Below are 13,146 nucleotides of genomic sequence, written 5' to 3' on the forward strand. Positions count from 1 at the left end.
GTGAAACTATGAGCAAGATTATTGGTATTGACTTAGGTACAACAAACTCTTGTGTATCTGTACTTGAAGGCGGGGAACCAAAAGTAATCCCGAATCCAGAAGGAAACCGTACAACACCATCCGTAGTGGCATTCAAAAATGGAGAAAGGCAAGTAGGGGAAGTGGCAAAACGCCAAGCGATTACAAACCCTAATACGATCATTTCCATTAAACGCCATATGGGCACTAACCATAAAGAAGTGATTGAAGGAAAAGAATACTCACCTCAAGAAGTTTCTGCAATCATCCTTCAATACTTAAAATCATACGCTGAAGAGTATCTTGGCGAGAAAGTTACCAAAGCGGTTATCACTGTACCTGCTTACTTCAATGATGCAGAACGTCAAGCAACTAAGGATGCTGGTCAAATTGCCGGTCTTGAAGTGGAACGTATCATCAACGAACCGACAGCAGCAGCACTTGCATACGGTTTGGATAAAACGGAAGAAGATCAAACGATCCTTGTATTCGACCTTGGCGGTGGTACGTTTGACGTGTCGATCATGGAACTTGGAGACGGCGTTTTCGAAGTTAAGTCCACAGCTGGTGACAACCGTCTAGGCGGGGATGATTTCGACCAAGTCATCATCGATTACCTGGTTGAAGCATTCAAGAAAGAAAACGGAATCGACCTTTCAAAAGATAAAATGGCAGTTCAACGTTTGAAAGATGCAGCTGAAAAAGCGAAAAAAGATCTTTCCGGCGTAACGTCAACTCAAATTTCTTTACCATTCATCACAGCTGGAGAAGCTGGCCCGCTTCACTTGGATGTAACGATGACTAGAGCTAAATTCGATGAGCTTTCTACAGGTCTTGTGGAACGTACTATGGGACCAACTCGTCAAGCATTGAAAGATGCTGGTCTTTCAGCTTCTGAAATCGACAAAGTAATCCTTGTTGGTGGATCTACACGTATTCCTGCGGTTGTTGAAGCGATCAAAAAGGAAATCGGTCAAGAACCAAGCAAAGGTGTAAACCCTGATGAAGTGGTGGCTATGGGTGCTGCAATTCAAGGTGGCGTATTAACAGGGGATGTTAAAGACGTTGTCCTTCTTGATGTAACTCCACTTTCACTTGGAATTGAAACGATGGGCGGAGTATTCACGAAACTGATTGACCGTAATACTACGATTCCGACAAGCAAATCACAAGTATTCTCGACAGCGGCTGATAATCAAACGGCAGTTGATATCCATGTCCTTCAAGGTGAGCGTCCAATGTCAGCGGATAACAAAACTCTTGGTCGTTTCCAATTGAGTGACATACCGCCGGCACCGCGTGGAGTTCCACAAGTTGAAGTGACATTCGATATCGATAAAAATGGTATCGTGAATGTCCGTGCTAAAGATCTTGGCACGAACAAAGAACAAGCGATCACCATCAAATCATCTTCAGGACTTTCTGATGAAGAGATTGAACGCATGGTACGTGAAGCGGAAGAAAATGCCGATAGCGATAAACAACGTAAAGAAGAAGTTGAACTTCGTAACGAAGCTGATCAGCTAGTTTTCCAAACGGAAAAAACGCTAAAAGATCTAGAAGGCAAAGTGGACGAAGCGGAAGTGACGAAAGCGAATGAAGCGAAGGATGAACTGAAAGCTGCCATCGAGAAAAATGAGCTTGAAGAAATCCGCGTGAAAAAAGATGCGCTTAACGAAATCGTTCAAGCTTTGACAATGAAGCTTTATGAAGAAGCGGCAAAAGCTCAGCAAGCTGGTGAAGCCGGTGCTGGCGAGCCTGCTCAAGACGATAATGTGGTTGATGCTGAATACACTGAAGTTAACGAAGAAGAGAAAAAATAAAAAGTGACCCAATCGGGACACTGATATATTGGGCAGTATTTCTGCCTGCCATTGTAAAAGTCAAAGTCAGGTTATCTTGACTTTGGCTTTTTTTACAGTGGATGGAATCAAAGTCGGGAAGTACTACAATCACTGGTGGGGAATCGTGGGATTTTAGAAGAAATTGTGTGCAAATCGTGGCTGGCAATACCATTTGCAAAAATGTGTTAAAGCCGTTTGTACTTTTCTAGTTGATTATTATCTTCGTTCAGTGATAATATTACCTTTATGTGAATCGAATCGGGAGTGGATTTTAGATATGAGTAAACGCGATTATTATGAGGTGTTAGGCCTTTCGAAGAGTGCTTCGAAGGATGAAATCAAAAAAGCGTATCGAAAGCTCTCCAAACAATATCACCCTGATATTAATAAAGCGGACGATGCTGCGGATAAATTCAAGGAAATCAAGGAAGCTTATGAAGTGTTGAGTGACGAACAGAAAAAGGCCCATTATGACCAATTCGGACATACAGATCCAAATCAAGGCTTTGGCGGACAGGACTTTGGCGGTTTCGGCGGTTTTGAAGATATTTTCAGTAGCTTCTTTGGCGGCGGCGGACGCAGAAGAGATCCTAATGCGCCGCGTCAAGGTGCGGATTTACAGTACACGATGACGCTTTCTTTTGAAGAGGCTGCATTCGGAAAAGATACAGAGATCGAAATTCCGCGTGAAGAGAATTGTGATACATGTAAAGGATCCGGTGCCAAACCAGGTACAAAAGTGGAAAACTGTTCACATTGTCATGGAACCGGTCAATTGAATGTTGAACAAAACACAGCGTTCGGAAGGATTGTGAACCGAAGAGCATGTCACCATTGTCAAGGAACGGGAAAAATCATTCCTAATAAATGTTCGACATGCGGCGGCGACGGAAAAGTCCAAAAACGTAAAAAGATCCAAGTCAAGGTGCCAGCAGGAATTGATGATGGCCAGCAGTTGCGTGTAACCGGTCAAGGAGAGCCAGGAATCAATGGCGGTCCGGCAGGAGACCTGTATGTAGTCTTCCATGTGCGCAGCCATGAATTCTTTGAGCGGGATGGCGATGATATCTATTGTGAAATGCCGGTTACATTTGCTCAGGCAGCATTGGGCGATGAAATAGAAGTTCCGACGCTGCATGGTAAAGTGAAGCTGAAGATTCCGGCAGGTACTCAAACAAGCACCCGTTTCCGTTTAAAAGGGAAAGGTGTTCCGAATGTCAGAGGATATGGCCAAGGGGATCAGCATGTGGTCGTATTAGTGGTCACCCCCAAGAAATTAACGGAAAAACAAAAGGACCTGCTCCGTGAGTTCAGTGATATCAGCGGACAAGGTATTGATGAACAAGAAGATGGCTTTTTCTCAAAAGTAAAGCGTGCTTTTAAAGATAGGTGAATAAAAGTAAAAGAACAAATTGGGAGTTGGTAGATTATGAAGTGGTCTGAATTTGCAATCCAAACAACGAATGAAGCGGTTGAACCTGTTTCGAATATTCTTCATGAGGCAGGTGCGAGTGGTGTTGTCATTGAGGATCCTCTAGAATTGGTCAAAGAACGTGAAAATGTTTTTGGCGAAATCTACCACTTAAACCCAGATGATTATCCGGATGAAGGGGTAGTCATTAAGGCTTATCTGCCCGTTAACAGCTTCCTTGGCGATACCATTGATGCCATTAAGGAATCAATCAATAATCTCCTTCTTTTTGATATAGACCTTGGGAAAAATGTTGTTTCAATTAGTGAAGTGAATGAAGAAGAGTGGGCGACGGCTTGGAAAAAATATTATAACCCCGTCAAAATATCGGAACGTTTTACCATCGTGCCAACATGGGAAGACTACACTCCAGTAAGCAGTGACGAATTGATCATTGAACTTGATCCAGGCATGGCCTTCGGAACGGGTACACACCCGACGACTGTCATGTGCATCCAAGCGCTGGAACGTACAGTACGGCCTGGGGATTTAGTCGTGGATGTTGGAACGGGTTCTGGTGTGCTAAGCATTGCGGCTGCATTATTGGACGCAAAACGAATCCAGTCCCTTGATTTGGATGAAGTGGCTGTACAGTCAGCCATACAAAATGTGGAACTGAATAACGTGCAGGATAAAGTATCCGTTTCACAAGGCAATTTATTGGATGGTGTGAATGAACAAGCGGATATCGTCGTGGCTAATATTCTCGCCGAAGTGATCATGCGTTTTACGGATGATGTAGCGAAAGTCGTTAAACCTGGCGGATATTTCATCGCCTCAGGAATCATTCAAACTAAGAAACAAGATGTGAAGGATGCGATTATAGCATCTGGTTTCACCGTTGAGGAAACGATCTTGATGGAAGATTGGGTGGCAATAATCGCGAAAAGAAATGATTAATTGAAAAAGTTACTCTGATTATCGGGCATTTGGATAGTCAGAGTACCTTTTTTTAGCTTGAATCTTTGCACGGCTTGCATTCTGGAATCCTGACTGTTAGCCTGTGAGTTTTTTAGACTAGACGAAGTAGGTGGCAGTGTGCAACGGTATTTTCTTAACGAAGTAGACATCAATGGAAACACGGTGACGATATCAGGCGATGATTTTCACCATATCGCCAGGGTGATGCGAATGGGACCAGGGGAGAGGATCATCACGGTGAAAGGTAATGGCATGACGGCTGTCGCGGAAATTACGGAAATTACTGACGATGCTGTTATAGGGACCGTTACCGAATGGAAGAATGAAGAAAAGGAACTCCCTGTGAGGGTTGTGATAGCGAGCGGTCTGCCTAAAGGGGATAAGTTGGAATATATCGTTCAAAAGGGTACTGAACTGGGTGCCGTTGAATTTATCCCTTTTATTGCTGCTCGTTCGGTGGTAAAATGGGACCACAAAAAGGTAGGTAAGAAATTGGAGAGGCTCCAGAAGATTTCAAAAGAGGCGGCTGAGCAATCACACCGCACGGTTATCCCTGCCATCAAGGAACCGATGACGGCAGAACAGCTAGCTGGGTATGCGTCCGGCTTCGATCATAAATTAATCGCTTTTGAAGAAGAGGCAAAACGGGGGGAAACTTCTGTACTCGCTTCTATCTTGGAAGATATCACCGCTGGGCAATCCATCCTATTCGTTTTTGGGCCTGAAGGTGGTTTAGCAGATAAGGAAATTGAAAAACTGACTGATGCCGGTTTTATGGCTTGCGGTCTTGGACCAAGAATATTAAGAACTGAAACAGCACCTTTATACGCACTTTCTGCTGTTTCTTATCATGTAGAACTTTTGAGGTGATGAAAAATGGCAACGGTCGCTTTCCATACATTAGGCTGTAAAGTGAATCATTATGAAACAGAGGCCATATGGCAATTATTCAAAACTGGGGGATATGATCGTGTTGAGTTTGAAAATACATCAGATGTATATGTCATCAACACATGCACAGTGACAAACACTGGCGATAAGAAAAGCCGTCAGGTCATCCGTCGTGCCATTCGTAAAAATCCGAATGCCGTCATAGCGGTAACCGGTTGTTACGCACAGACATCGCCGGCAGAAATCATGGCGATACCAGGTGTGGATATTGTTGTAGGAACACAAGACAGGGGTAAACTCCTTGATTACATCGAGCAATTCAAGGTTGAACGCGAACCAATCAATGCCGTAGGAAATATCATGAAAAACCGTGTCTACGAAGAGTTGGATGTGCCTGCTTTTACAGACCGTACACGCGCTTCACTTAAGATTCAGGAAGGGTGCAATAATTTCTGCACTTTCTGCATCATCCCTTGGGCTCGTGGCTTGATGCGTTCCCGTGATCCGAAAGAAGTCGTTCACCAGGCTGAACAGCTTGTCGAGGCAGGCTATAAAGAGCTAGTCCTCACCGGAATTCATACTGGCGGCTACGGAGACGATTTAAAAGACTATAATTTGGCAATGCTGCTGCGGGACCTCGAAAAAGTCGATGGGCTGAAGCGTATCCGAATATCATCCATTGAAGCCAGCCAAATTACAGATGAGATCATTGAAGTGCTGACGAATTCGAAAAAAGTGGTACGTCATTTGCATATACCAATCCAATCGGGTTCCGATACAGTCCTAAAACGGATGAGACGTAAATATACGATGGATTTCTTCGGGGATCGAATCGAAAAGTTGAAAATTGCACTTCCGGGTCTTGCTGTTACCTCTGATGTCATCGTAGGTTTCCCAGGTGAAACCGAAGATGAATTCATGGAGACATATAACTTTATAGAAAAATATAAATTCTCCGAACTTCATGTTTTCCCTTATTCAAAACGGACAGGGACTCCGGCTGCCCGCATGGGAGATCAAGTAGATGAAGAGGTCAAAAATGAACGTGTCCACCGCCTTATCACTTTGTCGGATCAGCTGGCAAAAGAGTATGCCTCCCGATTCGAGGGGGAAGTTCTTGAAGTCATTCCTGAAACGAAGTTGGAAAATGGCCTTTATGAGGGCTACTCCGATAATTACATGAAAGTCGTTTTCCCGGCTTCGGAAGAAATGGTCGGTGAAATCGTCAAAGTGAAAATTACAAAGTCTGGCTATCCATTTAGTGAAGGTCAGTTCGTGACGGTCGTGAAGGAATTTCCGTTGCAGCAAGCGTCCAATATCTAAGGCAGCGGTAAATCGCTGTCTTTTTTTTTATCCTCTTTTAGGTGTGTTATCTTGGCACTTTCGGGTAAAGACTATATATATCGTCAAAGTGAATAAACTATGGTATCATGAGAGGTACGTACAACTAGGTATAGAATGTTTTTGAGGAGGATTTATTCATGTCACAAAATGTAGCAGGTTTAATTGACCACACGTTATTAAAAGCAGATGCAACCAAGGAGCAAATAAAGGTATTATGCGAAGAAGCGAGAGAGTATAACTTTGCTTCCGTATGCGTAAACCCAACATGGGTGAAATATGCAAGCGAACTTTTGGAAGGTTCAGAAGTGAAAGTTTGTACGGTTATCGGCTTTCCTCTAGGTGCAAACACACCGGAAACCAAAGCTTTTGAAACGAAAGACGCCATCTCCAATGGCGCTCACGAAGTCGATATGGTGATCAATATCGGCGCATTGAAGGACAAGGATGATGAGTTGGTAGAGCGGGATATTCGTGCCGTGGTAGCGGCATCCACAGGTAAGGCTCTTTCAAAAGTGATCATTGAAACTTCTTTACTGACTGATGAAGAAAAAGTGCGTGCTTGTGAATTGGCCGTAAAAGCCGGAACGGATTATGTGAAAACATCAACTGGTTTTTCGACCGGCGGAGCAACTGTTGAAGATATCACGCTAATGAGAAAAACGGTTGGCCCGGATATCGGTGTCAAAGCTTCAGGCGGGGTCCGCAACACGACCGATGCCCAGAATGTGATTGAAGCCGGTGCAACAAGAATTGGAGCGAGCGCAGGTGTCTCCATCGTAAAGGGCTTAACGGCTGATTCCGATTATTGATTTTGTAAGGGACCGTATAATAAGTCCATGAAATAAAACAGGCGTAGAAAAATTATTTTTCTACGCCTGTTTTTTATTACTTCCATGGAAAAAGAGAACCCGTATCATTTTTGTACTTTTACTTGTCCTGGGTATCAACAGGAAGTTAATGTGCTTATATTAGAGAATGTTGATTCTCTTTTATCATTAACATCGCTTACGATGGGTGGTGAAATGGAGAAATTTTGGGTATATAACTATAGTGGCAGTACCTTTTGTTTCTGCAATTTTGATATTAGCTGCCGTTATAGTGAGTGACTTGGACTTATTAAATCATAATATCATTATAAAAAGATTAACTAAAATCCCCCATTAATCATGTATCCCTTTATATCTGCTCCAGCCGCCTACCATGTCTAATCTTCCACCGAAGCTGCCCTAAAAGAAAGCTCTAACGGCTTTCGGACAGCTCATTATTTTTTTAAGTGTGGCCGATGGGCCAAAAGAATGAGGTTGGAAAATTGCCGGGCGAATGGCAAGACGGCCAAAGAAGTCAAGATATTGAAAATGACACTGGCGTGGGCGAGCTGTGTCCCCTTGTTTTCGGTGAAAAAGGCAGCGGTGCTTACCAGGATATCCACAAAAGGCAGGAATGCGGCAACCCCGATGACGTTTAGCCAAATATGTGCATAGGCTGTGAAGGCAGCTTGTCTACCAGAACCGATGCTGGCCATGTATCCGGTGATGCAAGTACCTATATTCGATCCGAGCATGATGATGATAGCTGAGGAGACGGACAACTCCCCATTCATCAAAAAGCTCATGGCTATCCCGATGGTTGCCGAACTGGAGTGTATGAGTGCTGTCAATAATATCCCTGCCAATAAGGCATAACCCATATGGTCCTCTATGTAATCGATGAGCGTTTGAATGGATGGATAAGCAGCAATCGGTGTCGAAAGCGTTTTAAAACCACTCATCGCCGTGAAGATGGCCGAGATTCCGATCAGGGACATCCCCATGCTTCTCGGTAATGCTTTTGGCATGAAGCAAAGGAAAGCGCCGCTTACGACACCGGGAATGATCCAACGATCCAAAGAGAAGGTCATGAACTCTGCAGTAAAGGTGGAGCCGATATTCGTTCCAAGAATAATCCCGATTGTTTGTGGGAACGTTAAGCTTCCTGAGGAAACGAGGCCGACCGTCATGACCATGACCGCCGAACTGCTCTGCAGGATCCCCGTAAAGATGGTTCCGGCCATGAAGCCTTTCCAGGGTTTATCCGTAACCTTTGAAAGAAAAGTTTTTAATGCTGCACCGGACATATTGAACAGTCCGATTCGTAAAACTGACATGCCTGCCAAAAATATCGCAATGAATAAAAGGAATAAAAATAGCTCATGCATGACGTCACCCCTTAGTAAGCTTATGGTCCATTAACGGGAGACATGCTATAAATTGGATTTTCATGAGTTGAATGATCGTTGAGTGAAAAATTATGATAATAACATGATAATATTCAAAATAAGTTTGATTTTATTGGTTGACCTGCTAAAGATGATATATTATAATTGTTTAGTACATGTATAACATGTTGACAACTTGAGTTAGTGTGTTGTTTTCGGAGGGAGGGAAAGAGATGTCTAAAACCGTCGTTCGTAAAAACGAATCGCTTGAAGATGCTCTTCGTCGTTTCAAACGTACTGTATCTAAAGCAGGATCGCTTCAGGAAGCTAGGAAGCGTGAATTTTATGAAAAACCAAGCGTAAAACGTAAGAAAAAGTCTGAAGCTGCAAGAAAACGTAAATTCTAAGAGAGGGTGGAAAGATGAGTCTTCTCGAGCGTTTAAATAATGATATGAAACAAGCGATGAAGAACAAGGAAAAGGACAAACTATCTGTTATTCGGATGCTGAAAGCTTCTATTCAAAACGAAGCGCTGAAGCAGAGACAAGATTTAACAGATGATGAAGAATTGACAGTGCTCTCTCGCGAATTAAAACAACGCAAAGACTCCCTCCAGGAGTTTGAAAACGCAGGTCGTTCAGATCTCGTGGATAAAGTCCGCACCGAACTAGTATACGTAGAGGCATATATGCCTGAGCAACTTTCAGAAGAAGACATTTCTAAAATCGTTAAACAAACGATTTTAGAAGTCAATGCAACATCCAAAGCAGATATGGGCCGAGTTATGGGAGCTTTAATGCCTAAAGTTAAAGGTAAAGCGGATGGTTCTCTAGTAAACAAATTAGTACAACAACATCTATCTTAAACTTAAAACTCGAAACCTAACCGCAGGCAAATTGCCTGTGGTTTTTGTGTATTTCATGATTTTTATGCGTATATTATTCAAATGAAGCCCAAGATAATAAAGGCACTTTTAATTTTATTTGCTTTTTTTGAAACCTTTTTCATATACATACGTAATAACTAAAGAACAGAGTAAAGGGGTGTTTCATCTGCTCCTTATTCGAATTTTAGTTGCGTGCTGAATTTACTGGTAGCTTTGCCTCATGAATAGTGAGGCAATTACCGCGTTTAATACGGGAAAGGGGGCGTTCCGTTGAAAATTTGGCGTTATTTATCTGTACTCTTATTTGGATTGCTGTTCACCATGTCTTCTTTCGGGGGATCGACGGTATCTGCAAACGAGAAGATCGTTTACCATGTACCAATTGAAGAAACGGTGGAAAAGGGACTCTCGGCCTTTTTGGAACGCGCGCTGACCACTGCTGAAGCAGCTGATGCAGATCTTGTCGTTTTCGAGGTGAATACCCCTGGAGGCGCTGTGGATGCAGCAGGGGAAATTGCAAAGTTACTGTCGGATTCACCAATCAAGACAGTTGCCTACGTCAATAACAGGGCTTTATCTGCAGGGGCATACATTTCTCTAAGTGCAGATGAGATCTATATGGTTCCGAGTGCCACCATGGGATCTGCGGCTGTGATTGATTCAACAGGGAACGCTGCAGGTAAGAAAGCGCAATCTTATTGGTTAGCTGCCATGAAGACTGCTGCAGAACAAAATGGACGTGATCCCATATACGCCCAGGCTATGGCGGATGTCGACATCGATCTACCCGAATATGGAGCGGAAAAAGGAAAGTTGCTGACATTTACAGCTGAACAGGCAAAAAAGGCTGGATATAGTGAAGGCACAGTCTCTGGGAAAGCGGAGCTGTATAGTATACTTGGAGTCGAGGATGCTGATATTCGGTCAATCGAAGAAAGCTTTCCTGAGAAACTTGCCCGCTTTTTGACCAACCCGATCGTCGTTCCCATTTTATTAACGATAGCGGGAATCGGGATTGTGATGGAATTATTTTCACCTGGTTTTGGTATTCCGGGAGTCATTGGAATCACCAGTCTTGTCTTATTCTTCTATGGTCATCTTGTCGCCGGTATCACCGGATACGAATCGTTAGCGATGTTCATCATTGGGGTCATTCTCGTACTAGTTGAATTTTTTATCCCAGGGGGGATTATCGGGCTTCTCGGATTTACAGCGATAGTGGGAAGTCTGTTCCTCGCAACCGGAGATCCGGTACATATGACGATATCCTTGCTAATTGCGGTCACCGTATCCATTTTGGTATTCATCCTACTTGTAAAGGTGTTTGGAAAACAGATGAAATTTTTCAGGAAAATGATATTAACCGATGCAACAAAAACGGAACAAGGGTATGTCAGCAATCCTAATCGTTTGGATTTATTAGGTGTAGAAGGGAAGGCACTTACAGATTTGAGGCCTTCAGGTACAGCCTTGGTCAAAGAAGAAAGAGTGGATGTCGTGACCGAAGGAAGCTTTATTTCCAAAGGTTCGCCAATCACTATCGTTAAAGTTGAAGGATCAAGGGTAGTCGTCCGGGAAATTCCGGATTCAAATTAAAATTAAGAGATATAGGAAGGATGAATCATTAAGTGATAACTTCAGGAACGATATTTATTGTACTGGCAGTGATTGCTGCCATCATCGTGTTGTCAGTGTTTTTCACATTCGTACCAGTAATGTTATGGATTTCCGCCTTAGCGGCAGGAGTCAAAATCAGTATTTTTACATTAGTCGGGATGAGGCTTCGCCGCGTTATACCGAGCAGGGTCGTCAATCCTCTTATCAAGGCGCATAAGGCTGGAATCAATGTTTCAACGAATCAATTGGAGAGCCATTACCTTGCAGGCGGTAATGTCGATCGAGTAGTGAACGCATTAATTGCTGCAGAACGTGCCAATATCGTGCTGCCTTTCGAACGGGGTGCAGCCATTGACCTTGCAGGCCGTGATGTACTGCAAGCCGTTCAAATGAGCGTTAACCCAAAAGTGATCGAAACTCCATTCATCTCTGGTGTAGCGATGAATGGTATAGAAGTGAAAGCGAAGGCAAGGATCACGGTCCGGGCCAATATTGAACGTCTGGTCGGTGGTGCCGGTGAAGAGACGATCATTGCCCGTGTAGGCGAAGGGATCGTATCGACGATCGGTGCTTCGAAAATGCATACGGATGTGCTGGAAAACCCCGATTTGATTTCAAGAACGGTATTATCGAAAGGGTTGGATTCTGGAACGGCATTCGAAATTCTATCCATTGATATCGCTGAAGTGGATATCGGTAAAAATATCGGGGCCATATTACAGACGGACCAAGCTGAAGCCGATAAGAAAATAGCACAGGCAAAGGCCGAAGAACGCCGGGCAATGGCTGTTGCGCTTGAACAGGAAATGGTTGCACGCGTTCAGGAAATGAGAGCGAAAGTTGTTCAATCCGAAGCGGAAGTTCCATTGGCCATGGCCGATGCACTGAAAAGCGGTAATCTTGGAGTGATGGATTATATGAATATCCAAAATATCACGGCCGATACGGATATGCGAGGTTCCATTAGTAAAATATCCGAAAATCCAAAAGATAACAACAATAACAATAATAATAACTAGATCAGGGAAGGGAGGTCTTTAAATGGGAGATTTTATTGATTTCTTTCTCAAGAACCCATTCCTTATCATTGTCTTGATCGGTATTTTAACGTCCATGTTAGGAAAGAAAAAGCAGCCTCAGCAAGGTGATGATCCAAATACGCCTCCGAAAAGGAAATGGCAGGAGGTCATGCGGGAGCTTCAAGGTGAAATGGCGCAAGGTAATCAACAGCAAAGTCCTGCCCCTGCTCCCGTAAGGAAAGTCGAACAGCAGGCAGCACAGGCTGTTGAAGTGATCGATGAGACGAAGAACGAAGCGAATAAAAGGATTGCTGAGCTTAGACGGCTTCAGCAGAAGTACGATCAAGAGCGTTTATATCAAAAAGCGAAGGCGGATCAAATTACATCAGCAATATCTGATAATGGCAGTCCGGTCTATCGCAAAGGACCTTCTTTTGGCAAAAAACAGCTGATTGATGGCATCATCATGTCAGAAGTGCTGGGCCCGCCAAGGGCGAAGCGAAGTCTTCAGCGGTCCAGAAGGTAATTCGGAATCCCTGACTTTTTTCAGTCCATCCTGAAAAAATAGACTTCCATTCCCTTATAATTTTGTGCTAGAACCCTCTTTCATTTCATACATTGAGATGAAAGGGGGTTCTTTTTTATGGCTCGCAATTGGGGAAAAAAAGTGAAACAGCTTATGACCAAAACAATGGACCTTCCGCAAGATGTCATGATGGACCTGCCGCGAATTACAATGATTGGACAATTACATATTTATATTGAAAACCATCGTGGCTTATTGGCTTTTACAGACAGCGAAGTGCGATTGATGCTGAAAAATGGGCAGTTGCTGATAAAGGGAAATGCCTTTGTCATAAAGACGATTTTGCCGGAAGAAATCATGCTCGAAGGCAAAATTGACAAGGTTTATTTTATCAATGAATGATCCCGGGAGGTCT

The 13,146-nt window shown here is 43.5% G+C and carries 13 protein-coding genes; 12 read left to right on the forward strand and 1 reads right to left on the reverse strand.

Going from position 1 to position 13,146, the window contains the following annotated elements; genetic code table 11:
* The first annotated feature begins 8 nt into the window (after positions 1-8).
* From dnaK to deoC, 6 genes are all read left to right on the forward strand, one after another.
* On the forward strand, positions 9-1,841 hold the full coding sequence (gene dnaK, locus IOC57_RS01900; protein WP_095389811.1) for a molecular chaperone DnaK: 1,833 nt from the start codon (positions 9-11) through the stop codon (positions 1,839-1,841).
* A gap of 298 nt (positions 1,842-2,139) precedes the next feature.
* Positions 2,140-3,255 carry a molecular chaperone DnaJ gene (gene dnaJ, locus IOC57_RS01905; RefSeq protein ID WP_207437135.1) on the forward strand — a complete coding sequence of 372 codons (1,116 nt, stop codon included), beginning with the start codon at positions 2,140-2,142 and terminating at the stop codon, positions 3,253-3,255.
* 36 nt (positions 3,256-3,291) lie between these two features.
* Positions 3,292-4,233, forward strand: coding sequence for a 50S ribosomal protein L11 methyltransferase (gene prmA / locus IOC57_RS01910; RefSeq protein ID WP_207437136.1), 942 nt, complete (start codon positions 3,292-3,294; stop codon positions 4,231-4,233).
* Positions 4,234-4,371: 138 nt separating this feature from the next.
* Complete coding sequence (locus IOC57_RS01915) at positions 4,372-5,124, forward strand: 16S rRNA (uracil(1498)-N(3))-methyltransferase (RefSeq protein WP_207437137.1); 753 nt, start codon at positions 4,372-4,374, stop codon at positions 5,122-5,124.
* A gap of 6 nt (positions 5,125-5,130) precedes the next feature.
* Positions 5,131-6,468, forward strand: a complete 1,338-nt coding sequence (gene mtaB / locus IOC57_RS01920) for a tRNA (N(6)-L-threonylcarbamoyladenosine(37)-C(2))-methylthiotransferase MtaB (RefSeq protein WP_207437141.1) — start codon at positions 5,131-5,133, stop codon at positions 6,466-6,468.
* A gap of 158 nt (positions 6,469-6,626) precedes the next feature.
* Positions 6,627-7,298 (forward strand): deoxyribose-phosphate aldolase, encoded by a 672-nt coding sequence (gene deoC / locus IOC57_RS01925; RefSeq protein WP_207437145.1) that lies wholly within the window; start codon positions 6,627-6,629, stop codon positions 7,296-7,298.
* A gap of 452 nt (positions 7,299-7,750) precedes the next feature.
* Here the strand turns inward: deoC and IOC57_RS01930 are convergent, their stop codons facing one another.
* The gene (locus IOC57_RS01930; protein WP_207437146.1) at positions 7,751-8,683 is read right to left on the reverse strand and encodes a Na/Pi symporter; all 933 of its coding nucleotides are present in this window, start codon (positions 8,681-8,683) and stop codon (positions 7,751-7,753) included.
* A gap of 233 nt (positions 8,684-8,916) precedes the next feature.
* Between IOC57_RS01930 and rpsU the strand changes: the two genes are divergently transcribed.
* The 6 genes from rpsU to yqfC all read left to right on the forward strand — a co-directional run bounded on the left by rpsU (position 8,917) and on the right by yqfC (position 13,133).
* A complete protein-coding gene (rpsU, locus tag IOC57_RS01935; RefSeq protein ID WP_028391853.1) occupies positions 8,917-9,090 on the forward strand; it encodes a 30S ribosomal protein S21 in 174 nt (57 codons plus the stop codon).
* A gap of 14 nt (positions 9,091-9,104) precedes the next feature.
* Positions 9,105-9,548, forward strand: a complete 444-nt coding sequence (locus tag IOC57_RS01940; protein ID WP_207437147.1) for a GatB/YqeY domain-containing protein — start codon at positions 9,105-9,107, stop codon at positions 9,546-9,548.
* A 342-nt stretch (positions 9,549-9,890) separates the two neighbouring features.
* Entirely contained in the window at positions 9,891-11,165 is a 1,275-nt protein-coding gene (locus IOC57_RS01945; RefSeq protein ID WP_207437195.1) for an NfeD family protein, read from the forward strand.
* 50 nt (positions 11,166-11,215) lie between these two features.
* On the forward strand, positions 11,216-12,205 hold the full coding sequence (gene floA / locus IOC57_RS01950) for a flotillin-like protein FloA (protein ID WP_396020749.1): 990 nt from the start codon (positions 11,216-11,218) through the stop codon (positions 12,203-12,205).
* A gap of 22 nt (positions 12,206-12,227) precedes the next feature.
* Positions 12,228-12,731 carry a hypothetical protein gene (locus IOC57_RS01955; RefSeq protein ID WP_207437149.1) on the forward strand — a complete coding sequence of 168 codons (504 nt, stop codon included), beginning with the start codon at positions 12,228-12,230 and terminating at the stop codon, positions 12,729-12,731.
* 117 nt (positions 12,732-12,848) lie between these two features.
* The gene (gene yqfC / locus IOC57_RS01960; protein ID WP_034308511.1) at positions 12,849-13,133 is read left to right on the forward strand and encodes a sporulation protein YqfC; all 285 of its coding nucleotides are present in this window, start codon (positions 12,849-12,851) and stop codon (positions 13,131-13,133) included.
* Positions 13,134-13,146: the final 13 nt, after the last annotated feature.

Origin of the sequence: Bacillus sp. SD075 (genome assembly GCF_017355165.1) — a bacterium.
GTDB lineage: Bacteria > Bacillota > Bacilli > Bacillales > DSM-1321 > Peribacillus.